The 18,368-nt window shown below is 55.2% G+C and carries 20 protein-coding genes, 5 tRNA genes and 1 other annotated feature; all 25 genes read left to right on the top strand.

From position 1 onward, the window contains the following. Nucleotides 1-29 precede the first annotated feature (29 nt). The 25 genes from ACZOF8_RS02655 (at nt 30) to ACZOF8_RS02535 (ending at nt 18,325) form a co-directional block, all read left to right on the top strand. Nucleotides 30-1,787, top strand: coding sequence for an ABC transporter ATP-binding protein/permease (locus ACZOF8_RS02655; RefSeq protein WP_288310788.1), 1,758 nt, complete (start codon nt 30-32; stop codon nt 1,785-1,787). 19 nt (nt 1,788-1,806) lie between these two features. Then, nucleotides 1,807-3,168, top strand: a complete 1,362-nt coding sequence (locus ACZOF8_RS02650; RefSeq protein WP_022486791.1) for an alanine/glycine:cation symporter family protein — start codon at nt 1,807-1,809, stop codon at nt 3,166-3,168. A gap of 133 nt (nt 3,169-3,301) precedes the next feature. After that, the gene (locus ACZOF8_RS02645) at nt 3,302-4,483 is read left to right on the top strand and encodes an FprA family A-type flavoprotein (protein WP_154487617.1); all 1,182 of its coding nucleotides are present in this window, start codon (nt 3,302-3,304) and stop codon (nt 4,481-4,483) included. 111 nt (nt 4,484-4,594) lie between these two features. After that, on the top strand, nt 4,595-5,347 hold the full coding sequence (gene rlmB, locus ACZOF8_RS02640; RefSeq protein ID WP_022486793.1) for a 23S rRNA (guanosine(2251)-2'-O)-methyltransferase RlmB: 753 nt from the start codon (nt 4,595-4,597) through the stop codon (nt 5,345-5,347). A gap of 102 nt (nt 5,348-5,449) precedes the next feature. Beyond that, a complete protein-coding gene (gene sigH, locus ACZOF8_RS02635; protein ID WP_154487619.1) occupies nt 5,450-6,184 on the top strand; it encodes an RNA polymerase sporulation sigma factor SigH in 735 nt (244 codons plus the stop codon). A 118-nt stretch (nt 6,185-6,302) separates the two neighbouring features. Then, nucleotides 6,303-6,764: a BREX-3 system P-loop-containing protein BrxF gene (brxF, locus tag ACZOF8_RS02630; RefSeq protein WP_022486795.1), complete on the top strand. Its 462-nt coding sequence runs from the start codon at nt 6,303-6,305 to the stop codon at nt 6,762-6,764. A 23-nt stretch (nt 6,765-6,787) separates the two neighbouring features. Next, on the top strand, nt 6,788-7,906 hold the full coding sequence (locus ACZOF8_RS02625; RefSeq protein ID WP_022486796.1) for a 6-phosphofructokinase: 1,119 nt from the start codon (nt 6,788-6,790) through the stop codon (nt 7,904-7,906). Between the two features lie 157 nt (nt 7,907-8,063). After that, nucleotides 8,064-8,867 carry an undecaprenyl-diphosphate phosphatase gene (locus ACZOF8_RS02620; RefSeq protein ID WP_308664058.1) on the top strand — a complete coding sequence of 268 codons (804 nt, stop codon included), beginning with the start codon at nt 8,064-8,066 and terminating at the stop codon, nt 8,865-8,867. A 130-nt stretch (nt 8,868-8,997) separates the two neighbouring features. Beyond that, nucleotides 8,998-9,073: transfer RNA gene (locus ACZOF8_RS02615), tRNA-Thr, on the top strand. Between the two features lie 22 nt (nt 9,074-9,095). Next, a tRNA-Tyr gene (locus ACZOF8_RS02610) sits at nt 9,096-9,180 on the top strand. A 5-nt stretch (nt 9,181-9,185) separates the two neighbouring features. After that, nucleotides 9,186-9,261, top strand: a tRNA-Met gene (locus ACZOF8_RS02605). Between the two features lie 3 nt (nt 9,262-9,264). Then, nucleotides 9,265-9,340: transfer RNA gene (locus tag ACZOF8_RS02600), tRNA-Thr, on the top strand. A 5-nt stretch (nt 9,341-9,345) separates the two neighbouring features. Then, nucleotides 9,346-9,422, top strand: a tRNA-Met gene (locus tag ACZOF8_RS02595). Nucleotides 9,423-9,496: 74 nt separating this feature from the next. Continuing rightward, nucleotides 9,497-10,690 carry an elongation factor Tu gene (gene tuf / locus ACZOF8_RS02590; RefSeq protein ID WP_154487621.1) on the top strand — a complete coding sequence of 398 codons (1,194 nt, stop codon included), beginning with the start codon at nt 9,497-9,499 and terminating at the stop codon, nt 10,688-10,690. Between the two features lie 138 nt (nt 10,691-10,828). Beyond that, entirely contained in the window at nt 10,829-10,990 is a 162-nt protein-coding gene (gene rpmG / locus ACZOF8_RS02585) for a 50S ribosomal protein L33 (RefSeq protein ID WP_022487512.1), read from the top strand. A 92-nt stretch (nt 10,991-11,082) separates the two neighbouring features. Next, nucleotides 11,083-11,229, top strand: coding sequence for a preprotein translocase subunit SecE (gene secE, locus ACZOF8_RS02580; protein WP_419196782.1), 147 nt, complete (start codon nt 11,083-11,085; stop codon nt 11,227-11,229). 2 nt (nt 11,230-11,231) lie between these two features. Beyond that, a complete protein-coding gene (nusG, locus tag ACZOF8_RS02575; RefSeq protein WP_022487510.1) occupies nt 11,232-11,807 on the top strand; it encodes a transcription termination/antitermination protein NusG in 576 nt (191 codons plus the stop codon). A 17-nt stretch (nt 11,808-11,824) separates the two neighbouring features. Continuing rightward, nucleotides 11,825-12,250 carry a 50S ribosomal protein L11 gene (gene rplK, locus ACZOF8_RS02570; protein ID WP_012937656.1) on the top strand — a complete coding sequence of 142 codons (426 nt, stop codon included), beginning with the start codon at nt 11,825-11,827 and terminating at the stop codon, nt 12,248-12,250. A 54-nt stretch (nt 12,251-12,304) separates the two neighbouring features. Further along, on the top strand, nt 12,305-13,006 hold the full coding sequence (gene rplA / locus ACZOF8_RS02565; RefSeq protein ID WP_154487623.1) for a 50S ribosomal protein L1: 702 nt from the start codon (nt 12,305-12,307) through the stop codon (nt 13,004-13,006). Between the two features lie 161 nt (nt 13,007-13,167). Continuing rightward, a complete protein-coding gene (gene rplJ, locus ACZOF8_RS02560; protein WP_022487508.1) occupies nt 13,168-13,701 on the top strand; it encodes a 50S ribosomal protein L10 in 534 nt (177 codons plus the stop codon). Between the two features lie 74 nt (nt 13,702-13,775). Then, nucleotides 13,776-14,141 (top strand): 50S ribosomal protein L7/L12, encoded by a 366-nt coding sequence (gene rplL, locus ACZOF8_RS02555; RefSeq protein WP_012937659.1) that lies wholly within the window; start codon nt 13,776-13,778, stop codon nt 14,139-14,141. A 118-nt stretch (nt 14,142-14,259) separates the two neighbouring features. After that, nucleotides 14,260-14,477: a binding site (T-box leader), on the top strand. 45 nt (nt 14,478-14,522) lie between these two features. After that, a complete protein-coding gene (locus ACZOF8_RS02550) occupies nt 14,523-15,548 on the top strand; it encodes a methionine ABC transporter ATP-binding protein (RefSeq protein WP_154487625.1) in 1,026 nt (341 codons plus the stop codon). Beyond that, nucleotides 15,545-16,210: a methionine ABC transporter permease gene (locus ACZOF8_RS02545; RefSeq protein WP_022487506.1), complete on the top strand. Its 666-nt coding sequence runs from the start codon at nt 15,545-15,547 to the stop codon at nt 16,208-16,210. Before ACZOF8_RS02550 ends, ACZOF8_RS02545 begins: the two co-directional genes overlap by 4 nt. A 22-nt stretch (nt 16,211-16,232) precedes the next feature. Next, complete coding sequence (locus tag ACZOF8_RS02540) at nt 16,233-17,084, top strand: MetQ/NlpA family ABC transporter substrate-binding protein (protein WP_154487627.1); 852 nt, start codon at nt 16,233-16,235, stop codon at nt 17,082-17,084. Between the two features lie 65 nt (nt 17,085-17,149). Then, on the top strand, nt 17,150-18,325 hold the full coding sequence (locus ACZOF8_RS02535) for a M20 metallopeptidase family protein (protein ID WP_154487629.1): 1,176 nt from the start codon (nt 17,150-17,152) through the stop codon (nt 18,323-18,325). Nucleotides 18,326-18,368: the final 43 nt, after the last annotated feature.

The raw sequence follows: 18,368 nt of genomic DNA, 5'->3' as shown, positions 1-18,368 counted from the left end.
TATTCTTGATTGTGTAAGGTGAAGGACACGTGAAACAAACAAATGGTACGAAAAAACTGCTCAGTCAGGTCTGGCACCTGACCCGCAGCTATTGGAAAAGTGAAGAAAAGAAAAAAGCCTACGCCTTACTGCTGGCCATACTGGTGCTGACCCTGGCGGTGGTGGCCATGCTGGTGCTGCTGAACCAGTGGAACAATGCCTTCTATACAGCGCTCCAGAACTACCAGACAGATGAAATCTTCCATCAGCTGAAGCGGTTCACTGTGCTGGCTTTTATCTATATCATCCTGGCCGTTTACGCCTACTACCTCCAGCAGGTGCTGGTGCTGAACTGGCGGCGCTGGCTCACCAACCGGTACATCGACCGGTGGCTCCAGCACCGGACCTATTACCGGTTGGAAATGTTCGGGAAGGAAATGGACAACCCGGACCAGCGGATCAGTGAGGACGTGAATCTGTTCGTTACCAAGACCCTTGGGTTCTTTGTGGGGATCGTGAAGGCCCTGTGCACTCTGGTTTCCTTTGTGGTGATCCTGTGGCAGCTGTCCGGTCCCTTTTCCTTCGCCTTTTTGGGCCGTACCTGGCACATTGCCGGGTATATGGTCTGGGTGGCGGTGGCTTACGCCTCTGTAGGAACCTGGCTCACCCACCGGGTGGGCCACAAGCTGGTGGCCCTGAACTTCTTCCAGCAACGCCGGGAGGCGGATTTCCGGTTCAGCATGATGCGTATGCGGGAAAATGCGGAAAGCGTGGCATTCTATCAGGGAGAACAGCTGGAAGGGAAAGTGTTCAAGAAACGCTTCGCCCTGCTGCTGGACAACTTCTGGAAAATCGTCCTGAAGCAGAAACAGCTGGTGTGGCTGAATTCCGGCTATTCCCAGATTGCCATCATCTTTCCTTTTGTAGTGGCCATTCCCCGGTTCCTGCGCCGGGAACTGACCCTGGGGGGCCTGATGCAGGTGGCCACGGCCTTTGGCCGGGTCCAGGATTCCCTGTCCTACTTTGTGGACATGTACGCTTCCCTGGCGGAATGGCAGGCGGTGGTGGACCGGCTCACGGGGTTTGAGGAAGACATGGTCCGGGTCCAGGAAGCCGGCAGCCAGAGCCATGTGGAACGGGTGGAAAGCACCGGCGGCGCTGTCCGTCTGGAGCCTCTGGAAGTGGACCTGCCCAACGGACAGCCCATCCTGAAACCTCTGGACCTGACCCTGGAGCCGGGCACCAATGTGCTGATCAAGGGCATCAGCGGCAGCGGGAAAAGCACTCTGCTCCGGGCCCTGGCGGGGATCTGGCCCTTTGCCCGGGGAAAGGTAGCCCTGCCGCCCCAGGATCAGCTGATGTTCATTCCCCAGCGGCCCTATCTGCCCTTGGGGACTCTCCGGGATGCGGTGCTGTATCCCGGCACCCGGGAATTTTCCGACGAAACCCTGAAGGAGGCCCTGGAACAGTGCCGGATCGGGTATCTGGCAGTCCATCTTCAGGAAGAAGGGGACTGGTCCCATGTGTTCTCCATCGGGGAACAGCAGCGGCTGGCCTTTGCCCGGGCCCTGCTTTATCAGCCCCGGTGGCTGTTCCTGGATGAATCCACTTCCGCCCTGGATGAGGAAACGGAAGGGGCCCTGTACCGGACCCTGGGAGAAAAGCTGCCTGGGACCACCCTGGTCAGCGTTGGACACAGAAGCACGCTGCTCCGCTATCACCAGCGGGTGCTGGCTTTGGATAAAGAAACACATACAGCTTCTCTGGAAAGTGCGGAGAAGTGGGAAGAGCGCCTGCGGGCTCAATGAAAAAGGGGGAAGTTTGTTTATGAGTATTGCGTTGCTGAATCAGATCGACAGCTTTGTCTGGGGACCGCCCTTGCTGGTCCTGTTGGTGGGGACCGGGATTTTCCTCAGCTTCCGGCTGGGTTTCCTGCAGATTTTCCGTCTGCCCCGTTCCCTGAAGCTGATCTTTTCCGCGGAAAACCAGGGAGAAGGGGACATCGATTCCTTCAAGGCCCTGTGCACCGCCCTGGCTGCCACTGTGGGCACCGGGAACATTGTAGGGGTGGCTACGGCCATCAAAGCCGGGGGGCCGGGGGCCATCCTGTGGATGTGGATCGCCGCCTTCTTCGGCATGGCCACCAAATATGCGGAAGGCTGCCTGGCAGTGAAATACCGGACCGTGGATGACAAGGGACAGATTTCCGGGGGCCCCATGTACTACATTGAAAACGGGCTGGGCCGGGCCTACCGGCCTCTGGCCATTGCTTTCGCCTTCTTCGGGGTACTGGTGGCCTATTTCGGCATCGGGACCTTTGCCCAGGTGAACTCCATTGTCCAGATCACCCAGCTGAATGCCGGGATCCCGGTGGAATACACCGCCGTGGTGCTCACCATCCTGGTGGCGGCCATTACTCTGGGAGGCCTTCAGAGCATTGCCAAGACCGCATCCAAGGTGGTGCCGGCCATGGCTGTAATCTACATGGCTTCTACCCTGGGCTTCCTGGTGATCTTTGCGGACAAAGTGCCGGGGGCCATTGCGGAAGTGTTCTATGATGCCTTCCATCCCACGGCGGCAGTAGGGGGCTTCCTGGGAGCCAGCGTGCTGTTCGCCATGCGGAACGGGGTGGCCCGTGGGGTATTCTCCAACGAATCCGGCCTGGGGAGCGCTCCCATTGTGGCCGCTGCTGCCAAGACCAAATGGCCGGCGGAACAGGGAATGGTTTCCATGACCGGTACCTTTATCGACACCATCATCATCTGCACCATGACCGGTCTGGTAGTGGTGATCAGCGGTCTATGGAAAACGGATCTGAACGGAGCCGCACTGACCAATGCGGCCTTCCTCCAGGCTTATCCCCACTTCGGGGGCTACATGCTCATGGTGGGGCTGGTGCTCTTTGCCTTCACCACCATCCTGGGCTGGAACTACTACGGAGAACGGTGCATGGAATACCTGGTGGGGGTCAAAGGGATCATGCCCTACCGGGTGGGCTTCATCCTGCTGGTGGGCTGCGGGGCCTTCCTGAAACTGGAATCCATCTGGATCCTGGCAGATATCGTAAACGGCCTTATGGCCATCCCCAACCTGATCGCCCTTCTGGGCCTGTCCGGTGTGGTGGTGTCCGAGACCCGGAAGTATATGGAGCATGTGAAAGAGGAAAAGAAGAATGGTTCTGCTGCCTGAGCAGCAGAACCATTGACCATTGACAAAACGGAAGTCTCTCTGGGACTTCCGCTTTTCAAATTGTCATGGAAAGAAGAAAATAGTATAATGATAGGGCGAAAAAGGAACTGTTATTTTTGAAAGGAGATTCAACATGAAAGCTCGTACTATTGTCAATGATATATACGAAGTGGGGATCCGGGACTGGACCCTCCATGATTTCCACGGCTTTGCCACTCCACGGGGGGTCACCTACAACTCCTTCCTGATCATGGATGAAAAAATCTGCCTGATCGACGGGGTGAAGGCTCCCTTCGCCGGGGAACAGCTGAGCAACATCCGGACCATTGTGGATCCGGAAAAAATCGACTACATTGTAGTGAACCATGTGGAACCGGACCATTCCGGAAGCCTGCCGGCTCTGGCCCAGGCCTGCCCCAATGCCACCTTCCTGATCACGGTCCAGGGGGCCAATGAACTGAAGGAACATTACGGGGATATCTTCAAGACCCAGATCGTGAAAAAAGGGGATACCGTAAGCCTGGGCAAACGGACCCTGGCCTTCCAGCCCATTCCCATGCTCCACTGGCCGGATTCCATGGTCACCTACTGCCCGGAAGAACAGATCCTGTTCTCCAGCGATGCCTTCGGGCAGCACTACTGCTGCAGCAAGCTGTTCGATGACGAAACCGAAGTGGAAAACATGTTCTTCGAAGCCCAGAAATACTTCGCCAACATCCTGATGCCCTACCGGAAACTGGTACCCAATACGGTGAAACTGGTCCGGAGCCTGCCTCTCAAGATGATCTGCAGCTGCCACGGCTGCATCTGGCGTTCCCACATCGACGACATTCTGAGCCGGTACGAATCCTGGGGCAAGGGTGAAACCGTGGACCGGGTACTGGTGGTATTCGACACCATGTGGGGCGGCACTGCCGCCATGGCCCGGGCCATGATCAAAGGTATCGAAAAGCAGGGAATGCGGGTGAAGCTGTACCGGTATGAAAGCAGCCTGAAGGCGGATATCGTCAGCGACCTGCTCACCGCCAAAGGGATCCTGATCGGTTCTCCCACCCAGAATTCCGGCATGATGCCCACCATCGGCGGATTCCTTACTTACCTGAAGGGCCTGAAACCCACTGGCAAGAAGGCCGCTGCCTTCGGGACCTACGGCTGGGCCGGCGGTGCGGAAAAGGATATGGAAGCCATGATCAAGGAGTCCGGCATGGAACTGCTGCCCGGGTACAATGTGAAATGGCGTCCGCTGCCTGCTGAACTGGAAGCGGCAGAACAGTACGGCTACGACTTTGCGGAAAAAGTCAGCAAGGGAGAATAAAATCTGCCGGAACCAGCGGACCGGATGCCAAAAGGCGGAAGGCGCTGACCGGGACAACGGGAAAGGGGTTGTCGCAGCTGCGGCAGCCCTTCCCTTGTATCAGGAGGAACCATGGAAGATTTCATTGTGGGACGGAATGCGGTGCGGGAAGCCCTGCGCAGCGGCCGGCCCTTCAACAAAGTGCTGATCCAGGAAGGCAGCCACGGGGGCAGTCTCAGCGAGATCCTGGAACTGGCTCAGGAACGGAAAATCCCGGTGGAAAAGGTGACCCGGGAAGCCCTGGACCGGATTTCTGACGGGGTCCGTCACCAGGGGGTGGCGGCCCAGGGGGCGCCGGTGGCCTTCCAGGATCTGGATACGGTGCTGGCCCGGGTGGAAAGCCGGGGAGAAGTGCCCCTGCTGCTGCTCCTGGATGAACTCCAGGATCCCCAGAATGTGGGAGCCCTGATCCGGACCGCCAATGCGGCCGGGGTCCACGGGGTGCTGCTGCCCCAGCGCCGGAGCTGCCCTCTCAACGGAGTGGTGGCCAAGATTTCTGCCGGTGCCATTGAATATGTGCCGGTGATCCAGATCGGCAATATTGCCCAGACCATGAAGCAGCTGAAAAAGCGGGGCTTCTGGATCGCCGGGGCGGATATGGACGGGGAATCCCAGTATTTCGACGCCAACCTTACTGGCCCCATGGTGCTGGTGGTGGGGGCGGAAGGCAAGGGCCTGGGCCGTCTGGTGAAAGAAAACTGTGACTTCATCGTCCGCATCCCCATGCTGGGGCAGGTGTCCAGCCTGAATGCCTCTGTGGCAGGCGGGATCCTGCTCTATGACATTGTCCGGCAGCGGATCCTGGAAGGGCGGAAGAAGCCGTGAAGGGTGCAGAGTAAAGAGCACAGAGGCTGAGGCAGGCGGCATGCAGCCCCTCGGTCTCAACCTCGGAAGGAGCACAAAACACACCAGAGGGGGCGGGAACTGTTGCAGGAAGAACTGCGGAAAGTCTATGACACCCTGTCCGACGAAGAGCTGATCCAGCTGATCCAGGACCGGGATGACCGGCAGGCTCAGGAGTATCTGCTGGACAAGTACAAGGAATTCATCCGGATCCGGGCCAGCCGGTATTTTCTGGTGGGGGCGGAAAAGGAGGACATCATCCAGGAAGGGATGATCGGCCTTTTCAAGGCCATACGGGATTACCGGCCGGGAAAGCAGGCTTCCTTCAAGGTCTTTGCGGAAGTCTGCGTGAACCGGCAGATCATTTCTGCCATCAAAAGCGCCACCCGGCAGAAACACCGGCCTCTCAACTGTTATGTGTCCCTGGACAAGCCGGTGTTTGAGGAAGGCAAGGAACGGACCCTGTTGGACATGCTGGGGGGAAGCCACGGGGTGGATCCGGAAAATCTGCTGGTGGACCAGGAAGCCTTCAATGACATTGAGCGGAACGTCAGTGCCATGCTCAGCAGTCTGGAATGGCAGGCCCTATGCAAATACCTGGAAAGCAAAAGCTACCAGGAGATTGCCCGGGAACTCCAGCGGAGCACCAAATCCATTGACAACGCTCTTCAGCGGGTAAAACGGAAACTGGAAAAATATCTGGCCAGCCGGAACCATGAACTGGACCTGATGACACTGAACAAGGGACTTTTGATTATGGCAGCCAAGGAACATCTCCGGACCAGCCATAACAAGACTGATAGAATTGAAACAATCTGACAATTCGCTGGCCGGTGAAAAGAAGAAAAAAACTCTTTTGCAGGAATTCTCTTTTCTCACGGCGAATAACATGGTATAAACAGCGGAAAATCCATGCATCTAAGGGAGGGCGATACACATGAGTCAAATGGAAGAATTTCTGAAACAGGTGGAAGCCGTACAGGCAAAGGATGAAAAGGTCCTGGTCGTTACCGGGAAACCCGGCAGCGGCAAAAGCAAACTGCTCCGGGAAGCGGCGGAAGCCAAAGGCTGGGATTATGTGGATACCCGGCTTTTGATCACCGAAGAGTTCCTGAAGCTGCTGCCCAGTGAACGGAAGGAAAAAGCTCCGGAAATGCTGACGGAAGAACTGTCCGGCCACCGGGGAGATGTGATCCTGCTGGACCGGGTGCAGACGCTGTTCGTTCCCGTGTTCCACATTGATCCCAAGAGCGTCATCGATGCCCTGGGGAAAGCCTATACGGTAGTGCTGGCCTGGCCCGGTTATGTAAACGACGGGCTGCTGTGCTATGACAAGTTCGACGGCACGGAATCCATCCGGATCTCCGCCGCGGACTATACGGTGTGGGAAGTGGAATAACAGCCAGGAAAGGGTGAAGTCCAATGCAGGAAAAGAAAAGGGGAACCCTGGCGGTCCTTACCGGCGGAGGTGACTGCCCGGGCCTGAACGCCGTGATCCGGGCCGTGGTAAAGACGGCCATCCATCATGGATTTGAGATCTACGGCATTTCCAATGGCTTCCACGGGCTGATCTGCAACGACATGAAGCTGATGGGCCTGGAGGATGTTTCCGGGATCCTGCCCCGGGGCGGGACCATCCTGGGAACCACCAACCGGGACAATCCCTTCCATTATGCCGCCGGAGAAGATGAAAAAGGCAATGTGATCTATGAAGACCGGCGGGAAGATGTGGTCCGGAACCTGAAGGACCACGGCATCGGCTGTCTCATCGTCATCGGCGGGGACGGCAGCCTGAAGATCGCCTATGATCTCCACCGGTTCTGCGGGGTAAACGTAGTGGGGGTCCCCAAGACCATCGACAACGATCTGCCCTGCACGGAACGGACCTTCGGCTTCGATACGGCCATGGCCATGGCCACGGAAGCCCTGGACCGTCTCCATACCACGGCGGAATCCCATCACCGGGTGATGGTGCTGGAAGTCATGGGCCGGTATGCAGGCTGGATCGCCCTCCATTCCGGGATAGCCGGGGGAGCGGATGTGATCCTGATCCCGGAAATCCCCTATGACCTGGATGCGGTGATCCGGAAAATCCGCCGGCGCCAGCAGAATGGGAAGAAATTCAGCATCATCACTGTGGCGGAAGGGGCCAAACCCATCGGGGGCCAGCTGACCATTGCCCGGATGGTGAAGGAAAGTTTCGAACCTATCCGGCTGGGTGGCATCGGGGAAAAACTGGCCCGGGAAATCGAAGAGAAAACCGGCATCGAATCCCGGTGCACGGTTCTGGGCTACCTCCAGCGGGGAGGCTCTCCCACCGCCTACGACCGGGTGCTTTCCACCCGGTACGGGGCAGCGGCTGTGGAAGCCTGTCTGGATGAGGAATACAATGTGATGGTTTCCCTCCAGGCCAATCAGATCGTCCGGGTACCCATTGCCCAGGCGGCCTCCAAACCGCATCAGGTGCCGGTGGATTCGGACATTGTCCGGACCGGCCGGGAAGTGGGGATTTCTTTCGGGGACGAAAAGCCGGAAGAATGACTTTCTGAACAACCAAAAAAGAGAAGCACAATTTTTCTTAAACTCAGGGGAAAAATCCGTGTCTTCTCTTTTTTTTTTGCTCCGGATGCCATATAATGAACAAGTTCTTAAAACGAAATGGAATCTCAGACGAAGAAGAGAAGAAGGAGTGTGCATTGTGAGTGAAAATCTGATTGCGGTGCTGTTGGGCATTGTGGAAGGCCTGACGGAATTCATCCCCGTATCTTCCACCGGCCATATGATCATTGTGGGCCATATGATCGGCTTCGAAGGGAACCTGGCCAAGATCTTTGATGTAGTGATCCAGCTGGGGGCCATCCTGGCGGTGCTGGTGCTCTACAAGGAACGGTTCGCCCAGTTCCTGACCAAAGAGGGCTGGCAGCTGGGAAACGGGCTCACCGGCTGGCATATTGCCGCCGGCTGCGTGCCCACCATGGCTTTCGCCTTCCTGGTCCACTCCTTCATCAAGAAATACCTGTTCTCTCCGGCTACGGTGGCCATCGGCCTGGTGCTGGGGGCTTTGCTGATGATCTATGCGGAACATCGGATCAAGGGCCATGAAAAGGAACTGGTCCAGGATGTGGATCACATCAGCATCCGGCAGGCCCTGTACATCGGCTTCTTCCAGTTCCTGTCCCTGTGGCCCGGGTTCTCCCGGAGCGGCTCCACCATGGGAGGAGCCCTGCTGGTGGGGGTGAACCGGAAGGCCGGGGCGGACTTTACCTTCATCATGGCCCTGCCCATTATGGTGGCGGCCTGCCTGTTTGAACTGCTGAAGAATCTGGCCGGTCTCAGCGCCGGAGACCTGACGGTGCTGGCCATTGGGTTCGTCACTGCCTTCGTGGTAGGGTACCTGTCCATTGTCTGGTTCATGAAATTCCTCCAGCGGTCCACCCTTACCGCCTTCGGGATCTACCGGATCCTTCTGGCCCTGGTGACGGTCTGGTATTTTTATCTGTGAGAAAAGGGGCGGCTGCCGGTGCAGCAGCCCCCTTTTTTTCGGTTTATAAAATTCCTTACACTTTTTTTGAAAAACCTGTTGACAAAAACCCCATGTTCCTTTATACTTATCCTTGTTACGAACGAAAAGCGCTGGCATAGCTCAATAGGTAGAGCAACTGACTTGTAATCAGTAGGTTGAGGGTTCAATTCCTTTTGCCAGCTCCAAATATTCGTGACAGACAAATGTGGAGAGATTCCCGAGTGGTTAAAGGGAGCAGACTGTAAATCTGCCGCCTCTGGCTTCGAAGGTTCGAATCCTTCTCTCTCCACCAAACATCGCGGGGTGGAGCAGTTGGTAGCTCGTCGGGCTCATAACCCGAAGGTCGTTGGTTCAAGTCCAGCCCCCGCAACCACATGCTGATGTAGCTCAGATGGTAGAGCGTATCCTTGGTAAGGATAAGGTCACCAGTTCGATTCTGGTCATCAGCTCCAATTATGGCGGCGTAGCTCAGTTGGCTAGAGCAGTCGGTTCATACCCGGCCTGTCCGCGGTTCAAATCCGTGCGCCGCTACCATTACCAACACAGCCCCGTAAAGGGGCTATTTTAAAATCCAAAAAAATATTCAGAAAGCGTTGGGAGGTATTCTAATGGCTAAAGAGAAATTTGAAAGAACCAAACCCCATGTGAACATTGGGACCATCGGTCACGTTGACCACGGCAAGACGACCCTGACTGCGGCCATCACCAAGGTGCTGTCCGAAACTCCGGGCTGCAAGGCCACTTTCGAAGCCTATGCTGATATCGATAAGGCTCCGGAAGAAAGAGAACGTGGTATTACCATTAATACCGCCCACGTTGAATATGAAACCGAAACCAGACACTATGCACACGTTGACTGCCCGGGGCACGCTGACTATGTAAAGAACATGATCACCGGTGCTGCTCAGATGGACGGCGCCATCCTGGTTGTTTCCGCTGCTGACGGCCCCATGCCTCAGACCCGTGAACACATCCTGCTGGCCCGCCAGGTTGGCGTACCTGCCATCGTAGTGTTCCTGAACAAATCCGACCAAGTTGACGATCCTGAACTGATCGAACTGGTTGAAATGGAAGTCCGTGACCTGCTGAGCCAGTACGGCTATCCTGGAGACGAAGTGCCCATCGTTGTGGGTTCCGCTCTGAAAGCCCTGGAAGGGGACAAAGAACAGGAAGACAACATCCGGAAACTGATGAAGGCTGTTGACGAATACATTCCTACTCCTGTCCATGACCTGGCCAAACCGTTCCTGATGCCTATCGAAGACGTGTTCACCATCACTGGCCGTGGTACCGTAGCTACCGGCCGTGTGGAACGTGGCGTGATCAAAGTTGGGGACACTGTTGAAATCGTTGGTCTGTCCGACGAAAAGAAACAGTCCGTAGCCACCGGTCTGGAAATGTTCCGGAAGACCCTGGATCAGGCTGAAGCCGGCGACAACATCGGCTGCCTGCTGCGTGGTATCGACCGTACCGAAATCGAAAGAGGTCAGGTACTGGCCAAACCGGGCACCATCCATCCTCATACCAAATTCAAAGGCCAGGTTTACGTACTGACCAAAGAAGAAGGCGGCCGTCATACTCCGTTCTTCAACGGCTACCGTCCGCAGTTCTACTTCCGTACCACCGACGTTACCGGTGTTGCTCACCTGCCTGAAGGCACCGAAATGGTTATGCCTGGGGACAACGTGGTGATGGATGTTGAACTGATCACCCCGATCGCCATCGAACAAGGTCTGCGTTTCGCTATCCGCGAAGGCGGCCATACCGTTGGTGCCGGTGTGGTTACTGAAATCGAAGGCTAATCGAATCACCGGATGTAAAACTGAGGCCGACCTATCCATCGGCCTCACTTTTTTGTTGACATCCTGGCGGTTCTATGATAACCTTTATAGGCGGCTTTTGGGAATCAAGAGTTTTGAATGTAAGTGAGGTGTTAAGGAATGGCAGCTGGAAACCGTGTGGGTATTACCCTGGCTTGCACCGAATGCAAACAGCGTAACTACCAGACTACGAAGAATAAAAAGAACGATACCGAACGTATCGAAATCAAAAAGTATTGCAAGTTCTGCAAAAAGCATACGTTGCATAAAGAAACGAAATAAGGTGGAGCGATACTATGGCAGGAACTCAATTCACCCCGGAAGTAAAGAGCACCTCTGGTGTGGGTGGTTTTCTCCGAGAAGTGAAAACCGAAATGAAAAAGGTAACATGGCCCACCAAGAGGGAACTGATCGGGTACACCATTACGGTGATCCTCTCCTCTCTCTTTGCAGCTTTCCTGATCTGGGCTATTGATGCTGTCTTGTCCGTACTGTTTCGCTTAGTGATGGGAGTGCAGTAAGCATGGAAAATCAAAAGCACTGGTATGTCATTCATACTTATTCTGGTTACGAGAATAAGGTAAAGATGAATCTGGAAAGCAAAATCCATTCCCTGGGTATGGAAGAGCAGATCTTCCAGGTGCTGGTTCCCATGCAGAATGAAGTAGACGCAAAGGATGACAAGCAGAAGGTCGTGGCGCGGAAAGTGTTTCCAGGCTATGTACTGATCGAAATGATCGTGGACGACCGGACTTGGTATGCTGTGCGGAACACCCCTGGTGTAACTGGCTTCGTTGGTACCGGCACAAAACCCATTCCTTTATCTGACCGTGAAGTAGAACGCATCCTGGGGGCCATGCCCAAAGAAGGAGAACAGACTGCTGCAGTCGGCAAGACTGTGGAAGAACCTGTAATCCGGATGGAATGCCCTGTAGGTTTGAATGATACCGTCCGCATCAAAGCCCCTGGCTTTACCGATATGGTAGGGACGGTAGCGGAGATCAACGACGAACAGCAGAAGATCAAAGTGATGGTCGAAATGTTCGGACGTGAGACTCCCATTGAGGTTAAATTCACCCAAGTGGAAGCTATTGAATAAGTAAGGAGGTGTAAATTATGCCTAAGAAAGTCGTTAAGATGGTCAAACTGCAGGTCCCTGCTGGTAAGGCAACTCCGGCACCTCCCGTAGGTCCGGCACTGGGCCAGGCTGGTATCAACATCATGGCCTTCGTAAAAGACTTCAACGAACGGACTGCCAAACAGGTTGGCCTGATCATTCCTGTTGAAATCACCGTTTTCGAAGATCGTTCTTTTACTTTCGTTACCAAGACTCCTCCGGCAGCTGTACTGCTGAAGAAAGCCTGCGGCATCGAAAAGGCTTCTGGTGAACCCAACAAGAACAAAGTTGCCACCATTAAACGTGACAAAGTTCGGGAAATCGCTGAAAGCAAAATGAAAGACCTAAACGCTGGCTCTGTTGAAGCTGCCATGCGCATGGTCGAAGGTACTGCCCGGAGCATGGGTATTACTGTAGAAGACTAATGTCTGAAAAACTGTGGGAGGCAAAAGCCGCTTGACCACAAGGAGGAACAAACAATGAGTAAAGCTGGTAAGAAATATACCGACGCCGCAAAGCTCATCGAAGCTGGCAAGGCATATTCCCCCAAGGAAGCAGTTGATCTGGTTAAAAAGACTTCTGTGACCAAATTCGACAGCACGGTGGAAGTTTCCGTCCGCCTGGGCGTTGATCCCAAGTACGCTGACCAGCAGGTCCGCGGCGCTCTGGTTCTCCCCAACGGCACCGGCAAATCCAAGACTGTGCTGGTATTCGCCAGAGGCGCTAAGGCCAAAGAAGCCGAAGCTGCCGGCGCAGACTTTGTTGGCACTGATGAATACGTGGAAAAGATCAAAGGCGGCTGGACCGACTTCGACGTCTGCGTAGCCACTCCTGACATGATGGGTACTGTAGGCCGTCTGGGTAAAATCCTGGGCCCCAAAGGCTTGATGCCTAACCCCAAAGTGGGTACTGTGACCATGGATGTCACCCGTGCCGTCAACGAAATCAAAGCTGGTAAAATCGAGTACCGTACCGACAAAGCCGGTAACGTACAGACTGCCATCGGCAAGGTTTCCTTTGACGCTGACAAGCTGCTGGAAAACTATCTGACTCTGATCACCACCCTGATCAAAGTAAAACCCTCCGGCGCAAAAGGCCAGTACATCAAGAGCGTAACCCTGAGCACCACCATGGGCCCTGGCGTTCCTGTTGACGTACTGAAAGCTGACAGCAACAAATAATCAAATAGAAAATGACCATCGGACCCAAGACAGCAGGCGCGCAAGCCTAACGGATTTCCACCTGCCTAGGTCGGAGTGTTGATAAACATGACCTCCGGCTGACCCGCCGAGAGGTCTTTTCATTGATTAATAAAAAACTGACGCAAGGAGGTGTACTACTGATGCATGACATTAGACCTGAAAAAGCTGGTAAAGTGGCAGAACTGAAAGATCTGCTGTCCAGTTCCAAAGGTGCTGTTCTGGTTGACTACTGCGGTCTCACCGTGGCTGAAGATACCGAACTGAGAAGCAAAATGCGTGAAGCCGGTGTGAAGTACATGGTTGCCAAGAACACCTTTATCCGCATTGCCGCCAAAGAAGCTGGTGTTGAAGGACTGGATTCCTATCTGGAACACAATACCGCCGTGGCCTTCTCCGCTGAAGACCCTGTGGCTCCTGCCAAGATCCTGAACGATTTCAGCAAGGACCACAAAGCTCTGGAAATCAAAGCCGGTATCCTGGACGGTAAAGTAATCGCCCTGGACGAAGTCAAGGCTCTGGCAGAACTGCCTTCCAGAGACGAACTGCTGGCCAAACTGGTTGGCAGCATGCAGGCCCCCATTTCCGGGCTGGTCAACGTACTGCAGGGGACCATTCGCAACTTTGTGTATACCCTGGAAGCCGTACGGCAAAAGAAAGAGCAGGAATCTGCTTAATCGGAAAACAGGCTGATTCTGCAGCCTGATGAAAACCATTACCCATTTCATTAAAAATTTTGGAGGTATGAAAAATGGATAAAGATCAAATCATGGAAGCCATTGAAAATATGACTGTTCTGGAACTGGCCGACCTGGTTAAAGCCATGGAAGACAAGTTCGGTGTTAGCGCTGCTGCTCCTGTTGCCGTAGCTGCTGCTCCTGCTGCCGGCGCTGCCGCTGCTGAAAAGACCGAATTCGACGTTGTTCTGAAAGATGCTGGTGCCAGCAAGATCAACGTAATCAAAGTTGTTCGGGAACTGACCGGCCTGGGCCTGAAAGAAGCCAAAGCTGCCGTTGATGCTGCTCCCAACGCCATCAAAGAACATGTTGCCAAAGCTGACGCTGAAGCCATGAAAGCCAAACTGGAAGAAGCTGGCGCTACCGTAGAACTGAAATAATTTCTGCTGGTATTTCAAAAGGACTGTCCCTCTGGGGCAGTCCTTTTTTACTGTTCGAAAAAAGATTACATTTCCTCTTGACAAAATACCCCCTGCATAGTAGGATATTATCATATTGAAAAAAGCAATGAGCGGAACCAGTACCTTTGGGGAAGGCCCACAGAGAGTCCGGCGGCAGCTGAGAGCCGGGCGGCGGGAACCTTGGGGAATGCCTCCGTGAGCTGGGCCTCGAATTTCCAGTAGAGCGCCCCGGGTCAGCAGCCGTTATCCCTGCTGCAAAGGCCGGCCTTTGGATGCCGGTGAATCAGAGTGGAACCACGGGCCATCGTCTCTGTTGAGACGATGGCCCTTTTTGTTTACACAGACCAAGAGGTGTTGGATTTGATCAAGTTTCAGGATATCAGCAAAACTTTCAAGATCGGCAGCGGGGCTGTACAGGCTCTCCAGCATGTGAACCTGGAAGTGGAAAAGGGAGATATCTTCGGAGTCATCGGTTTCAGCGGGGCAGGAAAATCCACCCTGCTGCGGATGGTGAATGCCCTGGAGACTCCCACGGAAGGCCATGTGGAGATCGAAGGACAGGTCATAGACCAGTTGTCCCACAATGAGCTGCGGAAGGTACGGAAAAAGATCGGCATGATCTTCCAGCAGTTCAATCTGCTGGATTCCCGGACCGTCTACGAAAATGTGGCCATTCCCCTGCGGCTGAACCACACGGAGCCGGTGCAGCTGGACCGGACGGTAAAGACCCTGCTCCAGTTCGTGGGACTGGAAGACAAGGCCGGGTCCTATCCCATCCAGCTGTCCGGGGGACAGAAACAGCGGGTGGGCATTGCCCGGGCTCTGGCCACCAACCCCAGCATCCTCCTTTGCGATGAAGCCACCAGCGCCCTGGATCCGGAAACCACGGAACAGATCCTCCAGTTGCTCCGGCGGATCAACAAGGAACTGAAGATCACCATCCTGTTCGTCACCCATCAGATCCAGGTGATCCAGCAGCTGTGCAACAAGGTGGCTGTCATGGAACACGGCCGGGTGGTGGAACAGGGGTCCGTGCTGGAAGTATTCAGCAATCCCCAGCAGGAGATTACCCGGAAGTTCGTCCGGACGGTCATCCCGGACACCATCCCGGAAAGCATCCAGGCAGATCTGAAAAAGGATCCCCGTCCCTTCAAGCTGCTGAAACTCCGTTTCCTGGGCCGCCAGGCCTCGGAAGGAGACATCTCCGTACTTAATGACCGGTTCGGTCTGAAAACCAACATCGTTTTCGCTACGGTGACAGAACTCCAGCAAACCGCCCTGGGCCTGTTCATCCTCCAGTGCATGGATGAAGGAGACAAAATTGCCCGGAGTGAGGCATACCTGACCCAGCAGGGCATTCTGTGGAAGGAGGTGAGCCTGTCATGATCGACCAATTGGGTGTTCCCGCGTCCCAGCTGATCCTGAGCGCGGAACAGACATTGTACATGGTGTTCGTTTCCCTTCTGGTGGGCTCCATACTGGCCATTATCCTGGCCATGATCCTGGTGCTGACCAACGACAACGGGATCCTGAAGAACCGGCCCATTTATCTGGTGCTGAACACCATCATCAACATCATCCGGAGCGTTCCTTTCATTATCCTGATGGTTTTCATCATGCCCCTGACCAAGGCCATTGTGGGGACCCGGATCGGCACCACCGCGGCGCTGATTCCGCTGATCGTCTTCATCACGCCCTATCTCACCCGGCTGTTCGAGAACTCCATCCTGGATGTGAACCGGGGCATTGTGGAAGCCGCCCAGTCCATGGGGGCCTCCTATTTTGAAATCGTCTGGTACTTCCTGCTGCCGGAGGCCAAGGGATCTTTGATCCTGTCCATTACCACCGGCACCATCGGGCTGATCGGCGCCACGGCCATGGCCGGTGCCATCGGGGCCGGGGGCGTAGGGGACCTGGCCCTGACCTACGGGTATGAACGGATGAACACGCCGCTGATGCTGTTTACGGTGGTGGTACTGATTGTCTTCGTCCAGATCATCCAGACCGTGGGCAACCACTTTGCGTATAAAACCAGAAATCATGGATAACAAATTTTGAGGGGGTAACATCATGAACACAAGCAAACTGAAAAAATGGCTGGTAATCGGATTGGCAGCGGTGATGACCACCGCCCTGGTGGCAGGCTGCGGCAGCGATTCCGGCAAAAGCGCCGACAAAGGGGCTTCCACCAAAAAGGAACTGAAGTACAGCAAATCCCAGGGTCCTTATTCCGATCTGTTTGAAAAAGGGGTAAAGCCCATCCTGGAAAAGAAAGGCTACAAGTTTGTGGGCAAGGACATGTCCGACCTGCTCCAGGCGGACATCGCCCTGAACGAAGGGGAAGTGGACTTCAACGTGGAACAGCACACCGCTTATATGGAAAACTTCAACAAGAAACAGAACGGCCATCTGGCGGCCATCACCCCCATCCCCACGGTTCCGGCCGGAATCTTCGCCGGATCCAAGAGCAGCCTGGATCAGGTGGCTGACGGGGATACGGTGGCCGTCCCCAACGATGCCTCCAACACCTCCCGGGCCTATGCCCTGCTCCAGAAGGCCGGCTGGATCAAACTGGATCCCAAGAAGGATCTGTCCACGGTGACCCAGCAGGATATCATTGAAAATCCCCATCACCTGAAATTCACCGAAATGAAATCTCTGAACATCCCGGCTGTCCGGAATGACTTCTCCTACATTGTGATCACCGGTGCCATCATCTACAACGCCAAGATCGATCCTTCCACCGCTCTGATGAAGGAAGATATCCTGCCGCACCTGCTGCTCCAGCTGGTTGTCCAGGACAAGAACAAGGACGCCCAGTGGGCCAAGGATATTGCCGACGCTTACAAGTCCGCGGAATTCCAGGAATACATGAAGAAAAACAACAAGGGTCTGTGGTTCGACCCCAATGCCAAGAAATAAACAGGTGCAGACAAACCCCGGAGGCCCAGGCTGATGGGGTTTCCTGCTGAAAAGGAGACTTTGCCATGGATGTAAAAGAACAGGTGGCAGCCCTCCAGCCGGAACTGGTCCGGCTGCGCCGCCATTTCCACGAAAATCCGGAACGGTCCTGGAAGGAATTCCAGACCCAGAAAGCCATTGAAGCCTATCTGGATGAACTGGGGATCCCCTATGTGGAATCCTGCCATTCCGGGGTGATCGCTACTTTGAAGGGGCCCCATGCTTCGGACCGGATTATCGGGATCCGGGCGGACATCGATGCCCTGCCCATTACGGAACTGAGAGAAGCGGAATACAAATCCCGGAACCCGGGGACCATGCATGCCTGCGGCCATGATACCCACATTACCATCCTGCTGGGGACGGCCAGGATCCTGGCGGCCCTGAAGGACCAGCTGACGGTGACCGTCCGGTTCCTGTTCCAGCCGGCAGAAGAAGAAATCGCCAACAGCGGGGCCGCCTACATGAAGGAAGAACCTCTGGTGAAGGAATGCGACCGGCTGATCGCCCTCCATATCTGGAGCAAGATCCCTGCGGGCTGGGCTTCCCTCCGGTATGGGCCTGTCATGAGTGCCGCGGATACCTTTGATGTAACAGTGGAAGGGAAGGGAGGCCACGGGGCCCTGCCTCATCAGACCATCGATCCCATTGTGGCCGGAGCGGAATTCGTTACCGCCCTCCAGTCCGTGGTGAGCCGGGAAGTGAATCCTCTGGAACCGGCGGTACTCAGTGTCACCCGGTTCCAGGGGGGCACCACCAGCAATGTGATCCCGGGAGAAGTCCAGCTCTCCGGCACTGCCCGGACCTTCAGCAAGGAACTCCGGGAAGCCTATCCCGGGATCCTGGAACGGGTGGCCCAGGGCGTGGGCACTGCCACCCGGGCCACCCTGCGGACGGTGTATCATTTCGGGCCTCCGCCCATGATCAACGACAAGGCCTGTGTGGATACGGGCCGGAGGGCCTGCGCCAAAGTCTTCGACCCGGACAAGCTGGTGGACTGGGAACTCCAGATGGGAGGCGAAGACTTCGCCAAGTACTACAATCCCAAATGCCTGCTGCTGTTGGGCGGCGGCTTCCCGGAAGAAGACCGCCGGTATCCTCAGCACAGCCCCTACTTCGACATCGACGAAAAAGCCCTGGGACTGGGTGTGGAATATTTTGTCCAGTATGTATTGGAGTGGGAGGAGGAATTGAAGAAATAGGATAAGTAGGGTAAAATAAAGAGACTGTGGCGTTCTGCCCAGC

This window comes from Acidaminococcus sp. (assembly GCF_057597765.1).
This window is presented reverse-complemented; position numbering and strand designations above follow the sequence as displayed.

Excerpts from the sequence above, each read along its gene's own strand:
- ACZOF8_RS02650 (WP_022486791.1), top strand. The coding sequence starts at position 1,807 with ATGAGTATTGCGTTGCTGAATCAGATCGACAGCTTTGTCTGGGGACCG.
- ACZOF8_RS02645 (WP_154487617.1), top strand. The coding sequence starts at position 3,302 with ATGAAAGCTCGTACTATTGTCAATGATATATACGAAGTGGGGATCCGG.
- rlmB (WP_022486793.1), top strand. The coding sequence starts at position 4,595 with ATGGAAGATTTCATTGTGGGACGGAATGCGGTGCGGGAAGCCCTGCGC.
- brxF (WP_022486795.1), top strand. The coding sequence starts at position 6,303 with ATGAGTCAAATGGAAGAATTTCTGAAACAGGTGGAAGCCGTACAGGCA.
- ACZOF8_RS02625 (WP_022486796.1), top strand. The coding sequence starts at position 6,788 with ATGCAGGAAAAGAAAAGGGGAACCCTGGCGGTCCTTACCGGCGGAGGT.
- tuf (WP_154487621.1), top strand. The coding sequence starts at position 9,497 with ATGGCTAAAGAGAAATTTGAAAGAACCAAACCCCATGTGAACATTGGG.
- rpmG (WP_022487512.1), top strand. The coding sequence starts at position 10,829 with ATGGCAGCTGGAAACCGTGTGGGTATTACCCTGGCTTGCACCGAATGC.
- secE (WP_419196782.1), top strand. The coding sequence starts at position 11,083 with ATGAAAAAGGTAACATGGCCCACCAAGAGGGAACTGATCGGGTACACC.
- nusG (WP_022487510.1), top strand. The coding sequence starts at position 11,232 with ATGGAAAATCAAAAGCACTGGTATGTCATTCATACTTATTCTGGTTAC.
- rplK (WP_012937656.1), top strand. The coding sequence starts at position 11,825 with ATGCCTAAGAAAGTCGTTAAGATGGTCAAACTGCAGGTCCCTGCTGGT.
- rplA (WP_154487623.1), top strand. The coding sequence starts at position 12,305 with ATGAGTAAAGCTGGTAAGAAATATACCGACGCCGCAAAGCTCATCGAA.
- rplJ (WP_022487508.1), top strand. The coding sequence starts at position 13,168 with ATGCATGACATTAGACCTGAAAAAGCTGGTAAAGTGGCAGAACTGAAA.
- rplL (WP_012937659.1), top strand. The coding sequence starts at position 13,776 with ATGGATAAAGATCAAATCATGGAAGCCATTGAAAATATGACTGTTCTG.
- ACZOF8_RS02545 (WP_022487506.1), top strand. The coding sequence starts at position 15,545 with ATGATCGACCAATTGGGTGTTCCCGCGTCCCAGCTGATCCTGAGCGCG.
- ACZOF8_RS02540 (WP_154487627.1), top strand. The coding sequence starts at position 16,233 with ATGAACACAAGCAAACTGAAAAAATGGCTGGTAATCGGATTGGCAGCG.
- ACZOF8_RS02535 (WP_154487629.1), top strand. The coding sequence starts at position 17,150 with ATGGATGTAAAAGAACAGGTGGCAGCCCTCCAGCCGGAACTGGTCCGG.